The organism is Streptomyces sp. JW3, from assembly GCF_052216785.1.
Classification (GTDB): Bacteria; Actinomycetota; Actinomycetes; order Streptomycetales; family Streptomycetaceae; genus Streptomyces.
This window is the reverse complement of the sequence record NZ_JBQOUX010000004.1, coordinates 67,766-85,765: the sequence shown is the minus strand read 5'-3', so window position 1 is coordinate 85,765 and position 18,000 is coordinate 67,766. Positions and strand designations below refer to the sequence as shown.

Here is an 18,000-nt window from a genome sequence, read left to right as displayed (position 1 = left end):
GAACCCCGCACCTGTGAAGCCCCCGTACCCGTGCCGGTCGCAACCGGCACGGCGCCAAGGAGCCGTGATGCCCGAAGCACCACCGGACGAGGCGCCCGCGCTGCACGTCGAAGAAGTCGACGTCGCCTACGGCCGCGCCCTGTCCGCCCTGCGTTCCGTGTCGCTGACCGTCCCGCACGGCGGCGTCGTCGCCCTGCTCGGCGCCAACGGCGCGGGCAAGACGACCCTGCTGCGGGCCGTCTCCGGCACGCTGCGCCTGCACCGCGGCGCGGTCACCGTCGGCCGCATCCGCTACGGCGGCACCGTCCTCGACGGCCGCGACCCGGTGGCCGCCGTCCGCGCCGGCGTCGTCCAGGTGCCCGAGGGCCGGCGGGTGTTCGCCGGGCTCAGCGTCGACGAGAACCTGCGGGCCGGCGGACTCGGCCTCACCCGCCGCGCCCCGGCCCGCACCCGCGAGGCCCGCGACCGGGTCTTCACGCTCTTCCCGCGCCTTGCCGAACGCCCGCACCAGGCCGCCGGGCTGCTCTCCGGCGGCGAACAGCAGATGCTCGCCATCGGCCGCGCCCTGATGGCCTCGCCCCGGCTGCTGCTGCTCGACGAACCCTCCCTCGGGCTGGCCCCGATGATGGTCGCCCGGATCGCCGACGTGGTCCGCGAGATCAACGGCCAGGGCACCGCCGTCCTCCTCGTCGAGCAGAACGCCGGCATGGCGCTCTCCCTCGCCGATCACGCCCACGTCCTGGAGGTCGGCGAGATCCGGCTGTCCGGGCCCGCCGACGAACTCGCCCGCACGGACGCGGTCCGCCGGCTCTACCTGGGCGAGGCCGCCGACGACCAGGGGGCCGCGTGACCCCCCGCACCGACCCGCCGCCCCCGCTGGAGGTCCGGGACGTGACCGTCCGCTTCGCCGGACTCACCGCGCTGGACGAGGTCTCCTTCACCGTCGCCCCCGGCACCGTGCACGCCGTCATCGGCCCCAACGGCGCCGGCAAGTCCACCTGCTTCAACGTCCTGTCCGGCCTGTACCGCCCGGCGTCCGGCACCGTCCGGCTCGGCACCACCGAGCTGACCCGGCTGGCCCCGCACCGCATCGCCGCCCTCGGCGTCGCCCGCACCTTCCAGAACATCGTCACCACCCAGGGCACCGTCGCCGACAACCTGATGCTCGGCCGGCACGCCCTGTCCCGCGCCGGGTTCGCCGCCAGCGCGCTGCGGCTGCCCGCGGCCACCCGGGAGCAGCGCGCGCACCTCGCCAGGGCCCGGGAGTTCGCCGAACTCACCGGTCTCGGCGCCCACTTCGACACCTCGGTCGTGCTGCTCTCCTACGGCGACCGCAAACGCGTGGAACTCGCCCGCGCCCTCTGCCTGGAGCCCCGTGTGCTGCTGCTCGACGAACCCGTGGCCGGCATGAACGCCGGCGAACGGGTCCGCATGGCCGAGGTGATCGGCGACGTACGCGCCGAACTCGGCCTCTCCGTCGTCCTGGTCGAACACGACATGGGCCTGGTCATGCGGCTCGCCGACGAGGTGACCGTGCTCGACTTCGGCCGCCGCATCGCCCACGGCACCCCCGACCAGGTGCGCCGCGACCCCGAGGTGCTGCGCGCCTACCTGGGCACCGAGGCGACGGGGGAGACCACCGGGGAGGGTGCCGCATGACCGACCTCCTCGACAACCTCCTCAACGGCGTCGCCCTCGGCTCCGTCTACGCCCTGATCGCCCTCGGTTTCGTCACCATCTTCAAGGCGTCCGGCGTCCTCAGCTTCACCCACGGCTCGCTGCTGCTGCTCGGCGGCTATCTCATCGCCGTCTTCCACGACGACCTGACGTTCGGCGGGGCACTCGCCCTCGCGGTGGTCGTGACGGCCACCGTGGCCGGGCTGGTGGACCGGCTGATCCTCCAGCGGATCGGCACCGACCCGCACGCCGCCCACGTGGCCACCATCGCCACCATCGGCATCGACATCGTGCTCCTCACCGACCTGGCCCGGCGGATCGGCGGCGACCTGCTCACCCTCGGCGACCCCTGGGGCGACGCGGTGACCGAACTGGGCCCGGTGACCGTCGCCGACAGCCGGATCGCCGCGATCGTGGTCTCCGCCCTCGCCATCGCCGGCGCCTTCGCCCTGTTCCGGTTCACGCCCTGGGGCCTGTCGCTGCGCGCCGCCGCCGAGGACTCCGAGGCCGCCGCCCTGATGGGCGTACGGCTGACCAGGGTGCGCATGCTGGCCTGGTGCCTGGCGGGCGCGCTCGCCGCGCTGGCCGCCGTGTTCCTCGCCGCCTTCCCGGCACCGGGCCTGGAGCGCACCACCGGCCAGATCGCCCTGAAGGCGTTCCCGGCCGCCATCCTCGGCGGCATGGCCTCCCCGGTCGGCGCGCTGGTCGGCTCGATGCTGATCGGCCTCACCGAGGCGTTCGTCGCCGGCTACCAGTCCGACCTGCACGTCCTCGGCGAGGGCTTCGGCGACGTCGCCCCCTACGCGGTGATGGTGCTGGTCCTCCTGGTCCGCCCCGCCGGACTGTTCGCGGCGAAGGGAGCGGCCCGTGTCTGACCTCCTCAAGCGCGGCAGATTCCTCGTCCCCGTGCTGCTGCTGTGCGCCTTCCCCTTCTACCTGGACGCGTTCTGGCTGCGCATCGGCCTGTTCTCGATGGCCGCGGCGATCGGCGCCATCGGCCTCGGCCTGCTCAGCGGCACCGCCGGACAGCTCTCGCTCGGCCACGCCTTCTTCCTCGCCGTCGGCGCCTACGGCTACGTATGGCTGGCCGGCGACGAGGGCCCCGGGCTGCCGCCCGCCGTCGCCCTGGTCCTCGCCGTCCTGCTGGCCGGAGCGGCCGGCGGTCTGTTCAGCCCGGTCGCCGGCCGGGTCAAGGGCGTCTACCTCGGCGTCGCCACCCTCGCCCTGGTCTTCCTCGGCCACCATGTGCTGCTCACCGCCGACTCCGTCACCGGCGGCTTCAACGGCAGCTCGGTGCCGCCGCTGGAGGTGGGCGGCTTCGTCTTCGACCAGGGCGACGACCTCGCCGTCCTCGGCGTGCCGTTCGGCGCCGAGGAACGCCTGTGGTACCTGGGCCTCGCGCTGTTCGCGCTGACCTGGTTCACCGCCCGCGGCCTGTTGCGCGGACGCCCCGGCCGGGCCCTGGTCGCCCTGCGCGACAGCGAGACCGCCGCCGCCGTGATGGGCGTACACGTCGCCAAGTACCGCTCGGCCGCCTTCGTCGTCTCCTCCATGTACGCCGGACTGGCCGGCGTCCTGCTCGCCCTCGCCTTCCGGCGGGTGGTGCCCGACTACTTCTCCCTCGCCCTGTCCGTCGACTACCTCGCCATGATCGTCATCGGCGGGCTCGGTTCCGTGGCCGGCGCCACCGCGGGCGCCGTCTTCGTCACCGCGCTGCCGCTGCTGATGACCCGCTACGCCGACCAGTTGCCGCTGGTCGCCGCGCCCGGCAGCGGCGACGGCTCGCTCGGCCCGACCGAGGCCGCCCGCTACCTCTACGGCGCCGCGATCGTGGTGATCCTGCTGTTCGCCCCCGACGGACTGATGGGCCTGGCCCGCCGCACCCGCGGCCGCCTCGCCCGCCGCCGCACCCGCCCCGCACCCACCGACCCCGGGGCCCCGCCCCGGCCGCCCGCAACCGCCGCACGAGCCAAGGAGCACACTCCGTGAACACGCACCACAGGCCCCGCACCACCAAGATCGCCCTGGCCGCGGCCGTCGCCGCCGTGCTGCTCGCGGGCACGGCCTGCAGCTCCAAGGGCGAAGACGAGAACGGCGACGGTGGCGCCGACGGCGTCAAGGCCGGCCCCGGCGTCAGCGACACGGCCATCAAACTGGGCGCCCTCACCGACCTGACCGGCCCCTACGCCACCCTCGGCAAGTCCATCGTGCAGGCCCAGCAGATGTGGGCCGACGAGGTCAACGCGGCGGGCGGCATCTGCGACCGCAAGGTCGAGATCGTCGTCAAGGACCACGGCTACGACGTCCAGAAGGCGGTCACCGCCTACGCCGACATCTCCTCCGACGTGATCGCGCTGCCCCAGGTGATCGGCTCGCCGGTGGTCGCCGCCCTGCTCGACGACATCCAGCGCGACGACATGCTGACCTTCCCGCAGGCCTGGGCCGCCTCGCTGCTCGACAAGGACGCCGTCCAGGTCCTCGGCACCACCTACGACCTCGACATGATCGCCGCCGTCGACTACCTGACCCGCACCAAGAAGGTGGCCAAGGGCGACACCATCGGCCACGTCTACTTCGAGGGCGACTACGGCGCCAACGCGCTGGAGGGCTCCGAGTGGGCCGGGAAGAAGGCGGGCGTGGAGGTGGTGGGCCAGAAGATCAAGGCCACCGACACCGACCTGACCGCCCAGGTGTCCGCGCTGCGCAAGGCCGGTGTGAAGGCCGTCCTGATCAGCGCCGGACCCGCCCAGACCGCCTCGCTGGCCGGGGTGGCGGCCTCCATCGGCCTGACGGTGCCGATCGTCTCCAGTGCCCCCGGCTACGCCCCGCAGCTGATGAAGACCCCCGCCGCCAAGGCCCTGGAGGCGATGGTGAGCGTGGTCAGCGCCGCGCCCGCGGTCAGCAGCGACCTGCCGGGCGTCAAGAAGATGGTCGCCGCCTACGGCAAGAAGTACCCCGAGTCCCCGGTCGACTCCGGGGTGCTCTCCGGGTACAACGCCGCCCAGTTGATGGGTGCCGATCTGAAGAAGGCGTGCGAGGGCGGCAGCCTCACCCGCGAGGACGTCGTCAAGGCGCACCGCTCGCAGGAGAACGCCGACACCGGCCTGGGCACGCCGCAGAACTTCACCGACGTCTCCCAGCCCGCCAGCCGCTCCACCTATGTCCTCAAGCCCGACGCCGAGGCGGTGGGCGGCGTGGTGAACGTCGAGGAGGCCCACGAGGCGCCCGGCGTCGAGGAGTACCTGGCCTCCCGGGGCTGAGCGGAGGACGGCCGGTCCGGTCCGCGGCGGCCACGCGGACCGGACCGGTTCGGTCACCGCTCTGGTTTCGGCAAACGTCGACTCCGTAAGATGTACTGTCAGTAATGCCAGTGCAGTTGGCGCCGTTCGAAGCTGGGGGAATGATGCAGGCCGACAAGCAGCTGTCCACGGAGATCAACGCGTCGGTGCCGACAGCCGCTCGGATGTACGACTACTACCTCGGCGGCAAGGACAACTACGCGGCCGACCGGGCCGCCGTCGAGGAACTCGACAAGGTCGTCCCCAGCACCCGCCGGCTGGCTCTGAACAACCGGCGCTTCCTCCAGCGCGTGGTCCGGGTGCTCGCCCAGGAGTACGGCATCCGCCAGTTCCTGGACCACGGCTCCGGCCTGCCCACCCAGGACAACGTGCACCAGATCGCGCAGGGCGTCGCCCCCGACTCCCGGGTGGTCTACGTCGACAACGACCCGATGGTGCTGGTGCACGGCCGGGCGCTGCTGGACCAGAACGACCGTACGGCGGTGATCCACGCGGACATGCGCGCCACCGACCAGATCTTCGCGCACCCCGACACCCAGCGGCTGATCGACTTCTCGCAGCCGGTGGCGGTGCTGTTCAACTCGGTCTTCCACTGCATCCCGGACAGCGACACCGACGGTCCGGCCGCCGTCGCCCGCCGGGTCACCGAGCGCCTCGCGCCCGGCAGTTACGCGGTGATGTGCCAGCTGGTCAGCGAGGACGCCGAGGTCCGCGAGTCCGTCACCGCCTTCATGGACCAGGCCACCCAGGGACACTGGGGCCGGGTGCGTGAACAGAAGGACGTGGCCGAGTGGTTCGAGGGCATGGAGATCCTGGAACCCGGCCTGGTGGAGGTCTCCACCTGGCGCCCGGACACCGAGGTGGTCCCGCGACAGCTCACCAAGGAATGGATCGAGTACGGCGGCGTCGGCCGCATCGGCTAGCGCCCGGTACCGGGGACACCGGGGTAGCGCTCCTCGACCGTCCGGCGCAACATCTGCACCGACTCGCGCGGGGTGAGCGCCTCGTCGGCCAGCCGGTCCAGCGCGACCCGGTACTCCTCGGTCTCGTCGCGGTCCTCCAGGAAGTTCGCGCTCCTGATGTGCTCCAGGTAGACCACGTCGGGCAGGTCGGCGCCGGCGAACCGCAGGTAGGTGACCGGGATCGCGGGCGCCGACGCGTTGGTCACGTTCAACGGCACGATCTGGAGCGTCACATGGGGCAGCGCGGCCGTCCGGGCCAGATGCTCCAGCTGTTCGCGCATCACCTCGGCGCTGCCCAGCACGCGCAGCAGCACGGACTCGTCGATGACCGCCCACACCTGCGGCGCGTCCGGCCGGGAGAGCAACTGCGTGCGCCGCGTGCGCAGTTCGACCCGGCGCTCGATCTCGCCGGCCGGCGCGTTCGGCAGGCCGCGCTCCACCACGGCTCGGGCGTAGGCGGACGTCTGGAGCAGACCGGGGACGTACTGGATCTCGAAGGTCCGGATGGTCGCCGCGGCTTCCTGGAGGCCGACCAGCCGGTCGAACCACTCCGGCATCAGCCGCTTGTCGTACCGCTGCCACCAGCCCGGCTCACCGGCCCGGCGCAACAGCTTGATCAGCGTGGCCGCCTCGTAGGGATCGGTGCCGTACAGCCCGAGCAGCTTCTGCACGTCCGCCTCGGTGGGCGGCCGGCGGCCCTTGCCGGACTCGATGCGGGAGAGCTTCGCCGCGCTGAAGCCGGCCTGGCGCGCCGCCTGGTCCTGGGACAGCCCGGCGTCTTCGCGAAACCCCGCCAGCTGGACGCCGACCAGCATCTTCAGCAGGGTGGGAGCCGGCTCGGACCGGTCCAGATAGGGCTCGAGACGGGAGAGACGAGGCGACGACGCGGCGGACATACCTGACTCCCAGCAGACCGGCAGAGTTGGATACCAGCGTATCCCATTCTGCCGGTCCGCACTGTAGCGGCCCCTGGAAAAAGGGCAGTTGACCTCCCGGTACTCCGCTCGGGGCGGAGCCGGTCACACCAGGTGGTCGAACTCGCCGTCCTTCGCCCCGGCCAGGAACGCCGCCACCTCGGCGGGGGTGTAGACGAGCGCCGGCCCGTCCGGATCACGGGAGTTGCGCAGCGCGACGCCCCCGTCCACCCGGGCGACCTCGACACAGTTGCCCTCGGCGTTGCTGTGCCGGCTCTTGGTCCAGCTGGCGTCCAACGAACTCGCCTGTACTCCGTTGTGTACTGGTGGCACCGCGGTCTCCTTGCCGTTCGGGGGAGCGGACAGCGGCTCCTCGGCCTCGCACGCTCCCAGCCGATTTTTCGCGCAATTTCTCGTGCAATTGCACGCGAGCGCTGTCAGCGTGGATAATAGCCGGGACGCAACTGCCGCGTCGACGCCCCAAGCTGACTCCGTATCAGGGAGGTGCCGTGCCGTCATCCGCGTACCCCGTGCTCCGTCCGCTGAGCGAGCTCGCGGCGGCGGACGCACCGGTTTGGCCCGTGCCGCCGGCGCCCCGGGAGCGGCCCCGGCCGCGGGGCCACGGCCCCGCTCCGACCGGGCTGCGCCTGGTCTGCGACCGGACGGGCTTCGCGCGGGCCCGCGCCTTCACCCGCGAGACACTGCGCGGCTGGTCCCTGGAGCACCGCGCCGACGACGCCGTCCTGGTGGTGGCCGAACTGGCCGCCAACGCGGCGGCGCACGCGGCGCCCGCGGCGGCCGGCCCGGCCGAGGCGCTGCTCGAGATATCCCTGGAACAGGGCGCGTTGCTGCTGACCGTCACCGACCCCGGTGACGACGCGCCCGTGCCCGCCCCGGCCGACGACCGCGCCCTGCGAGAACACGGCCGCGGCCTGCACATCGTCGACACGCTGGCCGACACCTGGGGCTGGCTGCCCCGACCCCCCATGGGCAAGACCGTCTGGGCCAGGCTGCCGGCCCGACCCCTGACCTGACCCCCACCGCCGCGGAAAGGCCCCCACGCCATGCGCACCGCTCCGACACCGAAGCCGAGCACCCAGCGCACCGACCGCCCCACCCCTGGGGCCGGCCCCGCCCGGGCCGCCTCCCTGCCCGGACTCGACCAGGTGCCCTGGGACCACATCCAGGACTCCAGCGGCTCCGCCGCCGACATCCCCGCCCTGCTCGCCCGGGTGGCCACCGGCGACGCCGACACCGCCCGCGCCGCCCTCGCCGAACTGCGCGCCCGCATCTGCCAGTACGGCTTCGTCGTCGAGCAGGCGACCGCCGCCACCGTCCCCTTCCTGTGGGAGCTGGCCCAGCGCCCCGAGGTGCGCTGCCGGGCACAGATCATCCGGCTGCTGCACAGCATCGCCGCCGCCCGGCAGTGGGAGAGCACCGCCGCCGTCTACCCCAAACTGCTCAACCACCGGGAGAACCCGGTGGTCTGGGAGCGGGCGGCCCGCCAGGCCGTCCGCGCCCGGCGCGGCGCCCTGGAACGGCTGCTGGCCGAGGACGACACCGAGATCACCCGCGTCACCACCGAACTCGCCCGCACCCTGGGCGGCTAGCCCCTCCGCGGCCCCCCGGAACGGGACCCGCGCCCTCCACGGGGGTGGGGGCGCGGGTCTCCCGGTACGTGGGACGGTGTGGCGGTCTCCGGGCCGAACGGGTAGGAAAGCGCTTGCCCCACCGCTTGCCCCACCCACGGCCGCACTGGAGGACCACGCCGATGGCGTCGTCGTTGGAAAAGCCGCTCGACCACCGCTACCGCGGCGAGCACCCGATCCGCACCCTCGTCTACCTGTTCCGCGCCGACCGCGGCCGCCTGCTCGGCGCGGTCGCCGTCTTCACGGTCAAGCACAGCCCGGTCTGGCTGCTGCCCCTGATCACCGCCACCATCATCGACACGGTCGTCCAGCACCGGCCGATCGGCGAACTGTGGACCAGCACCGGGATCATCATGTTCATCCTGGTGGTCAACTACCCGCTGCACCTGCTCTACGTCCGCCTCCTGTACGGCAGCATCCGCCGCATGGGCACCGCGCTGCGCTCCGCGCTGTGCACCCGCATGCAGCAGCTCTCCATCGGCTACCACTCCCGGGTCAGCGCCGGCGTGCTCCAGGCCAAGGTCGTGCGCGACGTCGAGACCGTGGAGACGGCCGTGCAGCAGACCGCGGAGAACGGGCTCGGCGCGCTCACCGTGCTCACCGGCGGCCTGGTCATCATCGGCGTGCGCACCCCCGAGTTCCTGCCCGTCTTCCTGGTCGTGGTGCCCGCCGCCGCCCTCCTGGTGGCCAAGTTGCGGTCCCGGCTGCGCCGGCACAACGAGCACTATCGGCACGAGGTGGAGACCCTCTCGTCCCGGGTGACGGAGATGACCCGGCTGATACCGGTCACCCGCGCCCACGGCCTGGAGCGCAAGGCGCTGCGCCGGATGGACGGCACCCTGGACCGCCTGCTCACCTCCGCGCTCCGCCTCGACCTGGTCAACGGCCGGTTCGGCTCGGCGGCCTGGGTGCTGCTCAACGTGGTCGGCGTGCTGGTCCTGGCGGGCGCCGCGCTGATCTCGTACTACGGCGTGTGGGGCGTCACCGCCGGCGACGTCGTCATGCTCAGCGCCTTCCTGACCACCCTCACCAACTCCACCACGACCCTGGCGACGCTGGCCCCGGTCATCACCAAGGGCCTGGAGTCGGTCCGTTCGGTCGGCGAGGTGCTCCAGGCGCCCGAACTGGAGGACAACGAGGGCAAGGCCGAGCTGACCGCCCTGCGCGGCGCCGTCACCTTCGAGCACGTCGGCCACGCCTACGACCAGGGCGGCCGGGCCGCCGTCCGGGACTTCACCCTCGACGTCGCCCCCGGCGAGACCGTCGCGCTGGTCGGCGCGTCCGGCGCCGGCAAGTCCACCGTGCTCAACCTCGTGATCGGCTTCCTGCGCCCGACCGCCGGCCGGCTGCTCCTTGACGGCACCGACATGAACACCCTCGACCTGCGCGCCTACCGGCGGTTCGTGTCGGTGGTGCCGCAGGAGTCGATCCTCTTCGACGGCACGGTCCGGGAGAACGTCGCCTACGGCATGGACGACGCCGACGAGGAGACGGTGCGCGCGGCGCTGCGCGACGCCAACGCGCTGGAGTTCGTCGACCGGCTGCCGCAGGGCCTGGACACCCTGGTCGGCGAGCACGGCGCCCGGCTCTCCGGCGGTCAGCGCCAGCGCCTGGCCATCGCCCGCGCGCTGATCCGCGACCCGCGGGTGCTGATCCTGGACGAGGCCACCTCGGCCCTGGACACCCGGTCCGAGGCGCTGGTGCAGGAGGCGCTGACCCGGCTGCTGCGCGGACGCACCACGTTCGTGGTGGCGCACCGGCTGTCCACCGTGCGCGGCGCGGACCGGATCGTGGTGATGGGGGAGGGGCGGATCGAGGAGATCGGCACCCACGAGGAACTGCTCGGCCGGGGCGGGGCGTACACCGCGCTGCACAGCGGCCAGGTCGCCTGACCGTCCCCCGGTGCCTTACGCGGCGCTGCTCCTGGGCACCCGCCGGGCGCAGCCCGCGTCGTGGTCGGCGCCCAGGCTGGTCCACCAGCGTTCGCAGCAGGCGGCGTCCAGTTCGGCACGGACCAGCGCGTCGGCGGCCCCGGTCGCCACCGGCGCGTGGGGCGGACGTACCGCCGCGCGGCGCTGCTCGGCCAGGTCCAGCTCCCGGACCACGGCGATCACCGGCACCGTGCCGGCGCCCGCGAACGCGGCGGCGGCCCACAGCGGGCCGTACCGCAGCTCCAGGACCGCGGTCCAGGCGAGTCCCGTACTGGTGGCGAGGTAGAGGGCGCAGAGCAGGCGGCTGGATCGGGTCATCGGGGAACACCGTTCGTCGGAGATGCCGTACAGGCTGCTCAACGGGGAGCGGCGGCTCGGGGAAGCGGGGGCGTTCTGGCCCATTTTCGGCCATGTCGTCGTCCGTTCGGAGAGGTCGATGGCCGGTAAGCGTAGAAAACCGGTCAATTGAGAGCAGTGGCGTGCACGTTGCGAATGATTCGGCCGGGTCCGGGCAGGCGCAGTGAAAATCGAGAGAGGGGCGTTACGTGCTCGTACCCGACCCGAAGGTCGTCAGGGAGTTGCTGACGCGATACGCGGCACTGCGGATCGCGCAGGCGGAGCGGGAGAGGCCGGCGGCGGCGCGCGAGCTGGCGGACGTCAGCTACACGTTGTGCGTGATGATGGGAACGACCGGCATCCACGAGGCGGTGGCGAAGGCGGACGCCCTGCTGCTGGCCCGGGCGGACGTGCCGGACGGCGTGCCGGCGGCCGACCCGGACGAGGAGAGCGGTCTGTCGCTGGCGGTGTGACGCCGGGCGCGGTCGGCCGGCCCGCCCCGGCGGGCCATCTCCGCGGTTGGCGAGAATCCGTCGGAAGCTGTCATCGCGGCCTCTGTGCGATCATCCGGCGGCTTTCTAGCGTGGACCGCGAACCACGCCGATCACCGCGCACCGGAGCCCGACCGATGACAAAGCTGTTGCTGTCCCTGCACGTCCTGGCCGCCATCGTGGCCGTCGGCCCCGTCACGGTGGCCGCCAGCATGTTCCCGCCGGCGGTCCGTGCCGTGCCCGCCGGCGGCGGGGCGCACGGCCTGGGCACCGTCCGGCTGCTGCACCGCATCTGCCGGGTGTACGCGGGGCTCGGGATCGCCGTGCCGCTCCTCGGCTTCGTCACCGCCCAGGTGATGGGCGTGCTCGGCGACACCTGGCTCATCGTCTCCGTCGTGCTGACCGCCGTGGCGGCCGGTCTGCTCCTCCTGCTCGTCCTGCCCGGTCAGGAGGACCTGCTGGAACGGCTGGCCGGCGGACAGCCCGTCGAACGCTCCGGCACGGTCCGGCTCGCCATGGGCACGGGCCTGTTCAACCTGGCCTGGGCCACCGTGACGGTCCTGATGATCGTCCGCCCGGGCTCCACGACCGGAACCTGAGCGCCGGTCACGCCCTCGGAGGAATGCGCGCGGCCGGGAGGCGGGGCGCCTAGACTGCTCAGTCGCGCCTGACCTCCAGGGGCGGACGACAGGAAGGCACGTTGACGGATGTTCCAGGATTCGCCCATCTACGACCGACTCGTCGCCGAATGCGGTGATGTTCCCACGGTGGTGCGGCGGGAGGCGGAGCGGGTGAGCAGGGAACTGGAGGCCGTCATGCGTCCGATGCTCTCGCCCGGCCGTGAGCGTCCGCCGGCCCCGGGCAACGGCTGGCAGCGCACCGCCCTGCTGCCCGGCCCCCGCCCCGACTGACCGGTGCACCGGCCGGTCAGCGCACCGCGGTGCCGGCGTCGCCCGCCTGCTCCGCGCCGTCGGCCAGGTCCGGCTCCGCGGCGCCCGGCCGGGCCAGCCACTCGGCGATGGTCCGGGCGATCGGCTGGCCGGTGTCCACCTCCACGAAGCCGAACTGCCCCGACTGGTTGCACTCCAGGAACCACCAGAGGCCGTCGCCGTCCTCCGCGAAGTCGAAGGCGCCGTAGGCCAGCTGCGCCTCCTGGACGTAGCCGAGGACAGCCGCCGCGACGCTCGGGGCCACCTCGGCCGGGCGCCACGGCTCGGCGGACCCGTCGAACCGGACGTCGACCTCGCCGGCGTCGGCGGCGGTCGCCTTGCGCGCGGCCAGCAGCCGGTCGCCGACGACGGTCAGCCGGATGTCGGCGCGCTTGGCCACCCGGCGTTGCAGCAGCGTGGGGCCGAGGGCGACGGCGGCGAAGTCCGTCTCGGGGGAGACCCGGCTGGTCGGCACCGCCCGCGGCGGATCCTGCGGATGCGCCCCCGAGACGGGCTTGACCACCAGGTCCGGGTGGCGCACCGCGAACTCCCGGGCCGCGCGCGGAAACGTCGTGATCAGCGTGGCCGGCACCGGCAGCCCGCACCGCTGGGCGAGCCGCAGCTGCCAGGGCTTGTACCGGGCTCGACGGGCCGCGTCCGGATGGTTCATCCACCGCGCCCCGCTGCCCCGCAGCATGCCGTACAGGGCCTGCGCCGACTCCTCGGCCAGCCACGGCGACGGCGCGGCCGCGCGGGCGGCCGGGGTGCCCGGCCGGCGCACCCAGACGGACCGCAGCCCGCCGATGCTCACCAGCCGGCCCCCCGAGGACAGATGCCCCCGGAAGGAGCCGTGCGCGAACTCCCCGGACAGCGCGACGGAACCGGTCAGGTCGGCCGGATCCAGGCGCACCACCGGCACACCCGCCTCGTTGAGGTGCACGACCACCATGTCCGCCGTGACGTCCTCTTCACAGGTAAGGATCAGCACGGTCATCGAAGACGGTCCGTGTTCAGTCGTCGAAGTGGGTCTTCGAGCCCGCGGTGGAGGTCGTGGTCCCCAGCTCCCGCAGCAGGGCGTGGTCACCGGCGGCCACGCGCCCGTCGAGGAGCACGTTCAACTGCCGTCCGGAGTCGTAGACGTACGGAGTGGCGGCCTCCAACTCCCCTACGGGACGTGCGTAGTCGAGCGCGAACGGTTGCATCGTCTCTCCCTGGTCGGTGCTGTGCCGATCAAGCGATGGGCCGGCTGTGCCGTCGCCTGGTCCGCCGACTTCCTTCGGCTTCCAGAGACTTATACGAATCGAACGAGTGAATGGTTTCCTTACTCTCCGTAATCGCGGTGCGGTTCCGTCTTCGGCAGTGAACCGCGCAGCGAACGCAGAGCCAGGAGCAGCACGCCCACGTCGTCCAGGTACACCGGATCGGGCACCAGGTCGGCGGGCAGCACGAGATAGAGGACGGCGCCCCAGAAGATCCAGCGCGGTCCGGTCGGCAGTCCGGCCCGGCGCAGCTCCCGCCGGGCCCGCACCAGCCGCGTCAGGACCCAGACGGCCAGGGCCAGGACGACCGCCGCGAGCACCGCCGCCACGACGAGCACGACCGTGGTCGTATCCATGGCCGTATCCATGGCCGTGTCCATGGTCGAAGCCACCCCCGCCCCCCTTCCTCCCGGTGCGCCGCGGCGCACGCGTCTTCCACCGGATTCCCCCGCGCGGCGCGGATATGGCAGCCGGACGGGTGGTCCGCGCCGCCGCCGACCGCCCGGCTCATCCGCGCGGCTCACCCGAGTGGCAGACCGGGGCGGGGGCGCTTAGTAATGGTCACCACACAAGTCGCGCGTCGCAGTCGGGGACGCAGGAAGCGGCCGCATTCCTTCAGACGGAGAAGACCATGACCACCGGCTCTTCAACACCCCGCCCGAACGAGTACGCCATAGCCACCTCCGTGGACCTGCCGTCCGCGGAGACCACCAGCACCACCGGCAGCCATCCGGTGCGCCCGCAGGACACCGCGCCCGATCCGCGGCCGCCGGCCGGCCCGTACGCCGACGACGACCCGTACCTCGGCGAGGAGCCCTGCGCCGACGAGGAACCGGCGTTCGAGGAGCCCGGGGAGCCCCACGACGCACGAAAGTTCCGCGACTCCGAGGAGCCCGCCGGGCGGCCGGGCCCGGACCCGGACCCGGCGGCGTACGGCGACCCGGTCGGCGACCTGGTGCGGGCGGCGGTGGCCGACCGGCCGCTGGAGGAGGTCGTCTCGCTCATCACGATGCTGGAGCAGTCGCCGCAGTACGCCCAGGCCACCCTCGACGCGCTGCGCGCGGTCGGCGTGAACCGGTCGGTGGAGGACGTCACCCGGCTGGTCGGCCTGCTGACCCGGCCGCCGCGGCACGCCGACAGCGCGGACGAGGCGATCCGCGCCGCGGCCGAGAGCCGTCCGGTGGAGGAGGTGACCCGGCTGATGGCGCTGCTGCACCGGACCCCGCTGGAGCCACATTGCGGCAAGGAGGCGGTCCGGGCCGCGGCCACCGGCCGGCCCGTCGAGGAACTCGTCCACCTGATCGGCCGGCTCGCCGAGGAGCGCCCGGACCGGCTGGGAGAGCCCGGCGAGCGGTCCGCGCGGGCTCCCGGCGACGGCGCCGGGGAACCGGCCGGCTCCCGGCCCGCCGAGGAGACCCCGCGGCCGGGCGGCGGCCTGGGCGCGGCGCTCACCGGCGCCGGCCGCAAGAGCCGCGACCACGTACGGGGCGCCCGCCGGATCCGCGCCGCCGCTGCCCGGCAGAGCCCGCCGGAGCACGCGGAGCAGCGCAGAGACGGGCGTGCGGCCGAGCGCCCGGCGCGGCAGCCGATGTCCAGGGTCGCGTCGCTGACGACCTGGCTGGCCGTGGTGGTGCTCGCCGGCTGCGGGGTGGCGTTCTTCCCGCTGCACGCCGACGGCGCCTCCGCCCGCGTCTACGGCGCCGCCCTCGCGCTGTCCGCGCTCTGCCTGCTGCTGGCCCTGGTGATGTCCGTGCGGCCGTTCGTGGCGGTGCTCGCCGCGGCGGTGGTGGGACCGGCGGCACTGGCCGCCGCGCGGCTCTACGCCATGACCGCCGCGGAGTCCCGGCTGGACCGGCTGATGGACCTCACGCTGGCCCCCGCCTGGGTGGCCCTCGCGGTGGCCGTGGCCGCGTCGCTGACGGCACTGACCGCCCTGTGCGTACGGGTCGCCGCCTTGGTCCCCGGCAGCCGCTGGGCCCCCCGCCCGCCCACCGGCACCCGCGGCGCGACGGACTGACCGCCTCCGCCGCGCCGGCGACGACACGCCCCTGGGCCGCCGAGACGCGACCCGGGGGCGCCTGTGGGTGCGGTGCGCCGACTCTGTCCGGGACCCCGGGCGGCCGCGCCCGGCCTGCCGGGTGACCGCTTTCCCGCCGGGGCAGGGGTACGCCCTTGGGTTGCCGAGGCGTGAGCCGGGGTGTCCGGGGGCGCCGGGCGGTCGCATCCGGCCTGCCGGGTGATCGCCTTCCCGGCCAGGCGGCCACTTTCCCCCGCGCCGGCGACGACACGTCCGTGGGCCGCCGCCGAGGCGCGGCCCACGGACGGGCGGGGGAGTGTGCCCTCCGGTCGCCCCTCGGGGCGCGTTTCGTCCGAAGGGCACCCTGCGGACGCGCCCGGCCCCGACGGACCAGGGCGAGGGCGTCACCCGCCGAACGTGCCCGCCGGGGCCTCGTGGGTGAGGAGGCCGGTGAGGACCCGGTCGGGGGTCAGGGGGAGTTCGCGAAAGCGGATGCCGGTGGCGTGGTGGACCGCGTTGCCGATGGCCGCCGCCGTGCCGACGATGCCGATCTCGCCGATGCCCTTGCTGCCCATCGGGTTGAGATGCGCGTCGTCCTCGTCCACCCAGTGCGCCTCGACGCCGGCCACGTCGGCGTGCGCGGGCACGTGGTAGGAGGCCAGGTCGGACTCGGTGAAGTCGCCGAACGCCGGGTCCAGATGGCTGTCCTCGGTCAGTGCCATGCCCAGCCCCATCGTCATCCCGCCGACGAACTGCGACCGCGCCGTACGGGCGTTGAGGACGCGTCCGGCGGCGTAGACGCCGAGCAGCCGCCGTACCCGTACCTCCCCGGTCACCGGGTCGGCCGTGACCTCGGCGAAGTGCGCGCCGAAGGCGTGCCGGGAGTACGCGCTCTCGGCGTCGGCCCGTCCGGTGGTGTCGGCGTGCGCGCCGATCCCCTCGGCGGGCACCGGTCCCGGCAGCGCGGCCAGCCGGTCGGCCAGCCGGGCGCACGCGTCGTGCACCGCCCAGCCCCAGGAGGCGGTGCCGGAGGAGCCGCCGGCCAGCGACGCGGCCGGCAGGTCGGTGCTGCCCACCTCGATCCGGACCCGGTCCAGCGGCACCCCGAGGGTGTCGGCCGCGACCTGCGCGAGCACCGTCCGCGCGCCCGTGCCGATGTCGGTGGCGTTGACCTGGACCAGGAACCCGCCGTCGGGCAGCGCCCGGGCCGCCGCGGTGGACGGGGAGACCAGCACGGGGTACGTGGCCGCGGCCACCCCCGTGCCCACCAGCAGGGGACCGTCCGTACCGGACCGGGGGCGCGGATCGCGGGCCGCCCAGCCGAACCGCCGGGCACCCTCCCGCAGGCACTCCACCAGGTGCCGGCTGCTGAACGGCTTGCCGCTGTCGGGCTCCGTCTCCGGTTCATTGCGTAGCCGCAACTCCACCGGGTCCACGCCCAGTTCGACGGCGAGTTCGTCCATCGCCGACTCCAGGGCGTACATGCCGGGCGCCTCGCCCGGCGCGCGCATCCAGGAGGGCGTGGGCACGTCCAGCCGGACCACGCGGTGCGCGGTGCGGCTGTGCGGCGCCGCGTACATCACGCGGGCGGGCACGGCGGCCTGCTCCACGAACTCCTTGACGCGCGAGGTGTGGGTGGCCACCTCGTGATCGAGGGAGGTGAGGCGGCCGTCCCGGCCGGCGCCGAGCCGCAGCCGGTGCAGAGTCGGTGCCCGGTGCCCGACCAGGGCGGGCAGCAGCCGGCGCGACAGCGCCACGGTGACCGTCCGGCCGGTGTGCCGGGCCGCCATCGCGGCGAGCACCACGTCCGGACGGGGCGTGCCCTTGGAGCCGAAGCCGCCGCCGACATGCTCGGCGGTGACGGAGATCCCCTCCTCCGGCACCTCGAACAGCTGGGCGAGGGTGGTGCGTACGACGGTGGTGCCCTGGCTGGAGGTGCGCACGGTCAGCCGGTCGCCGTCCCACCGCGCGGTGCTCGCGTGCGGTTCCATCGGGTGGTTGTGCAGCGGCGGCACCCGGTACTCGGCGTCGATCCGCACCTCGGCGGCGGCGAACGCGGCCGCCGGCTCGCCCCGCTCCCGCACCGCCGGGTGGCCGCCGTTGGCTTCCTCGGGGACGTAGGAGTCGGGGTGCGCCGCGGTGAGCGTGACGTCGTGCGGTTCGGTGTCGTAGGTGACGCGGACGGCGGCGGCGCCCTGCCGGGCCGCCTCCAGCGACTCGGCCACCACCAGCGCCACCGGCCAGCCCCGGTGCGGCACCCCCGGACCTTGCAGTACGGCCAGTACCGGGTCGTCCGGTTCCGCGAGCCGCGGCGCGTTCTCGTGGGTGAGCACCGCCAGTACGCCCGGCAGAGCGAGGGCGGGCGCGGCGTCGACGCCGGTCACCCGGCCGCGCGCCACGGCGGCCGGCACCGGCCGGGCATGGGCCCGCCCGGACCCGTCGGACTCGGCGGCGTACCGCGCGGCGCCGGTGACCTTGTCCCGCCCTTCCCGGCGTTCGGCCCCGGCACCCAGGACGGTCTCGGTGACGGTCATGG

20 protein-coding genes are annotated in these 18,000 nt (G+C 73.8%); 13 read left to right on the top strand and 7 right to left on the bottom strand.

Going from position 1 to position 18,000, the window contains the following annotated elements; genetic code table 11:
• Positions 1 to 67: 67 nt before the first annotated feature.
• From ACTT8P_RS03305 to ACTT8P_RS03280, 6 genes are all read left to right on the top strand, one after another.
• Positions 68 to 850, top strand: coding sequence for an ABC transporter ATP-binding protein (locus tag ACTT8P_RS03305; RefSeq protein ID WP_442829981.1), 783 nt, complete (start codon positions 68 to 70; stop codon positions 848 to 850).
• On the top strand, positions 847 to 1,659 hold the full coding sequence (locus tag ACTT8P_RS03300) for an ABC transporter ATP-binding protein (RefSeq protein WP_442829980.1): 813 nt from the start codon (positions 847 to 849) through the stop codon (positions 1,657 to 1,659). Before ACTT8P_RS03305 ends, ACTT8P_RS03300 begins: the two co-directional genes overlap by 4 nt.
• The gene (locus ACTT8P_RS03295; RefSeq protein ID WP_442829979.1) at positions 1,656 to 2,552 is read left to right on the top strand and encodes a branched-chain amino acid ABC transporter permease; all 897 of its coding nucleotides are present in this window, start codon (positions 1,656 to 1,658) and stop codon (positions 2,550 to 2,552) included. Before ACTT8P_RS03300 ends, ACTT8P_RS03295 begins: the two co-directional genes overlap by 4 nt.
• Positions 2,545 to 3,666 carry a branched-chain amino acid ABC transporter permease gene (locus ACTT8P_RS03290; protein ID WP_442829978.1) on the top strand — a complete coding sequence of 374 codons (1,122 nt, stop codon included), beginning with the start codon at positions 2,545 to 2,547 and terminating at the stop codon, positions 3,664 to 3,666. Before ACTT8P_RS03295 ends, ACTT8P_RS03290 begins: the two co-directional genes overlap by 8 nt.
• Positions 3,663 to 4,937 carry an ABC transporter substrate-binding protein gene (locus ACTT8P_RS03285; protein ID WP_442829977.1) on the top strand — a complete coding sequence of 425 codons (1,275 nt, stop codon included), beginning with the start codon at positions 3,663 to 3,665 and terminating at the stop codon, positions 4,935 to 4,937. The genes ACTT8P_RS03290 and ACTT8P_RS03285 overlap by 4 nt, the downstream gene beginning before the upstream one ends.
• Before the next feature lie 143 nt (positions 4,938 to 5,080).
• Positions 5,081 to 5,899, top strand: coding sequence for an SAM-dependent methyltransferase (locus ACTT8P_RS03280; RefSeq protein ID WP_442830033.1), 819 nt, complete (start codon positions 5,081 to 5,083; stop codon positions 5,897 to 5,899).
• Here ACTT8P_RS03280 and ACTT8P_RS03275 read toward each other — a convergent pair.
• The gene (locus ACTT8P_RS03275; RefSeq protein ID WP_442829976.1) at positions 5,896 to 6,834 is read right to left on the bottom strand and encodes a helix-turn-helix domain-containing protein; all 939 of its coding nucleotides are present in this window, start codon (positions 6,832 to 6,834) and stop codon (positions 5,896 to 5,898) included. The two genes, ACTT8P_RS03280 and ACTT8P_RS03275, sit on opposite strands and share 4 nt — an antisense overlap.
• 123 nt (positions 6,835 to 6,957) lie before the next feature.
• Positions 6,958 to 7,185, bottom strand: a complete 228-nt coding sequence (locus ACTT8P_RS03270) for a DUF397 domain-containing protein (protein WP_442829975.1) — start codon at positions 7,183 to 7,185, stop codon at positions 6,958 to 6,960.
• 176 nt (positions 7,186 to 7,361) lie between these two features.
• Between ACTT8P_RS03270 and ACTT8P_RS03265 the strand changes: the two genes are divergently transcribed.
• From ACTT8P_RS03265 to ACTT8P_RS03255, 3 genes are all read left to right on the top strand, one after another.
• Positions 7,362 to 7,886 (top strand): ATP-binding protein, encoded by a 525-nt coding sequence (locus ACTT8P_RS03265; RefSeq protein ID WP_442829974.1) that lies wholly within the window; start codon positions 7,362 to 7,364, stop codon positions 7,884 to 7,886.
• A gap of 30 nt (positions 7,887 to 7,916) precedes the next feature.
• Complete coding sequence (locus tag ACTT8P_RS03260; RefSeq protein WP_442829973.1) at positions 7,917 to 8,462, top strand: hypothetical protein; 546 nt, start codon at positions 7,917 to 7,919, stop codon at positions 8,460 to 8,462.
• Positions 8,463 to 8,623: 161 nt separating this feature from the next.
• A complete protein-coding gene (locus ACTT8P_RS03255; RefSeq protein WP_442829972.1) occupies positions 8,624 to 10,393 on the top strand; it encodes an ABC transporter ATP-binding protein in 1,770 nt (589 codons plus the stop codon).
• Positions 10,394 to 10,408: 15 nt separating this feature from the next.
• Here the strand turns inward: ACTT8P_RS03255 and ACTT8P_RS03250 are convergent, their stop codons facing one another.
• The gene (locus ACTT8P_RS03250) at positions 10,409 to 10,750 is read right to left on the bottom strand and encodes a hypothetical protein (protein WP_442829971.1); all 342 of its coding nucleotides are present in this window, start codon (positions 10,748 to 10,750) and stop codon (positions 10,409 to 10,411) included.
• A gap of 227 nt (positions 10,751 to 10,977) precedes the next feature.
• On the opposite strand from ACTT8P_RS03250, the gene ACTT8P_RS03245 reads away from it, so the two are divergent.
• The 3 genes from ACTT8P_RS03245 to ACTT8P_RS03235 all read left to right on the top strand — a co-directional run bounded on the left by ACTT8P_RS03245 (position 10,978) and on the right by ACTT8P_RS03235 (position 12,170).
• Positions 10,978 to 11,241 (top strand): DUF5133 domain-containing protein, encoded by a 264-nt coding sequence (locus tag ACTT8P_RS03245; protein WP_442829970.1) that lies wholly within the window; start codon positions 10,978 to 10,980, stop codon positions 11,239 to 11,241.
• A gap of 155 nt (positions 11,242 to 11,396) precedes the next feature.
• Positions 11,397 to 11,858, top strand: coding sequence for a hypothetical protein (locus ACTT8P_RS03240; RefSeq protein WP_442829969.1), 462 nt, complete (start codon positions 11,397 to 11,399; stop codon positions 11,856 to 11,858).
• A gap of 108 nt (positions 11,859 to 11,966) precedes the next feature.
• Positions 11,967 to 12,170 (top strand): hypothetical protein, encoded by a 204-nt coding sequence (locus ACTT8P_RS03235; RefSeq protein WP_442829968.1) that lies wholly within the window; start codon positions 11,967 to 11,969, stop codon positions 12,168 to 12,170.
• A 16-nt stretch (positions 12,171 to 12,186) separates the two neighbouring features.
• On the opposite strand, the gene tgmB is transcribed toward ACTT8P_RS03235, so the two are convergent.
• The 3 genes from tgmB to ACTT8P_RS03220 all read right to left on the bottom strand — a co-directional run bounded on the left by tgmB (position 12,187) and on the right by ACTT8P_RS03220 (position 13,803).
• Complete coding sequence (gene tgmB, locus ACTT8P_RS03230; RefSeq protein WP_442829967.1) at positions 12,187 to 13,182, bottom strand: ATP-grasp ribosomal peptide maturase; 996 nt, start codon at positions 13,180 to 13,182, stop codon at positions 12,187 to 12,189.
• A 16-nt stretch (positions 13,183 to 13,198) separates the two neighbouring features.
• The gene (gene tgmA / locus ACTT8P_RS03225) at positions 13,199 to 13,390 is read right to left on the bottom strand and encodes a putative ATP-grasp-modified RiPP (RefSeq protein ID WP_361174524.1); all 192 of its coding nucleotides are present in this window, start codon (positions 13,388 to 13,390) and stop codon (positions 13,199 to 13,201) included.
• 119 nt (positions 13,391 to 13,509) lie between these two features.
• Complete coding sequence (locus tag ACTT8P_RS03220; protein ID WP_442829966.1) at positions 13,510 to 13,803, bottom strand: YkvA family protein; 294 nt, start codon at positions 13,801 to 13,803, stop codon at positions 13,510 to 13,512.
• 275 nt (positions 13,804 to 14,078) lie between these two features.
• Here ACTT8P_RS03220 and ACTT8P_RS03215 point away from each other — a divergent pair, with 275 nt between their 5' ends.
• Complete coding sequence (locus tag ACTT8P_RS03215; RefSeq protein ID WP_442829965.1) at positions 14,079 to 15,464, top strand: hypothetical protein; 1,386 nt, start codon at positions 14,079 to 14,081, stop codon at positions 15,462 to 15,464.
• A gap of 404 nt (positions 15,465 to 15,868) precedes the next feature.
• Here ACTT8P_RS03215 and ACTT8P_RS03210 read toward each other — a convergent pair whose 3' ends face one another.
• Positions 15,869 to 17,998 carry a xanthine dehydrogenase family protein molybdopterin-binding subunit gene (locus ACTT8P_RS03210; RefSeq protein ID WP_442829964.1) on the bottom strand — a complete coding sequence of 710 codons (2,130 nt, stop codon included), beginning with the start codon at positions 17,996 to 17,998 and terminating at the stop codon, positions 15,869 to 15,871.
• Between the last annotated feature and the right edge of the window lie 2 nt (positions 17,999 to 18,000).